The organism is Streptomyces hilarionis (genome assembly GCF_024539675.1).
In the GTDB taxonomy this organism is placed as follows: domain Bacteria; phylum Actinomycetota; class Actinomycetes; order Streptomycetales; family Streptomycetaceae; genus Streptomyces; species Streptomyces hilarionis.
This window is the reverse complement of record NZ_JAHHIT010000904.1, coordinates 1-235: the sequence shown is the minus strand read 5'-3', so window position 1 is coordinate 235 and position 235 is coordinate 1. Positions and strand designations below refer to the sequence as shown.

Sequence of the window (235 nt, the reverse complement as noted above, 5' to 3'; positions counted from 1 at the left end):
GACCTGGTAGGACGGATGAATGGTTTCGACAAGACCTCCACCCAGCGCCGTTTTGACTATCGCATCCTTGGTGGTTGCGCTGGCCTTGCTCCATTGCTTAAGTTCGATCAATACCGCGTTTTTAGCCTGATTCTCATCGCGGCCTGTTAGCAAAAAGTCGATTCGTTTCGATGACTGAGGGATATGCAGTTCAATCGCCAGGCCGGCGCTGTTGGGCAGGCCGTCGTCTCGAAGC

The 235-nt window shown here is 54.0% G+C and carries 1 protein-coding gene; it reads right to left on the bottom strand.

What is annotated here, in order from left to right; translation table 11 throughout:
- On the bottom strand, positions 1-235 hold a 235-nt coding region (locus KMS84_RS44910; protein ID WP_256921684.1), incomplete at both ends, for a hypothetical protein.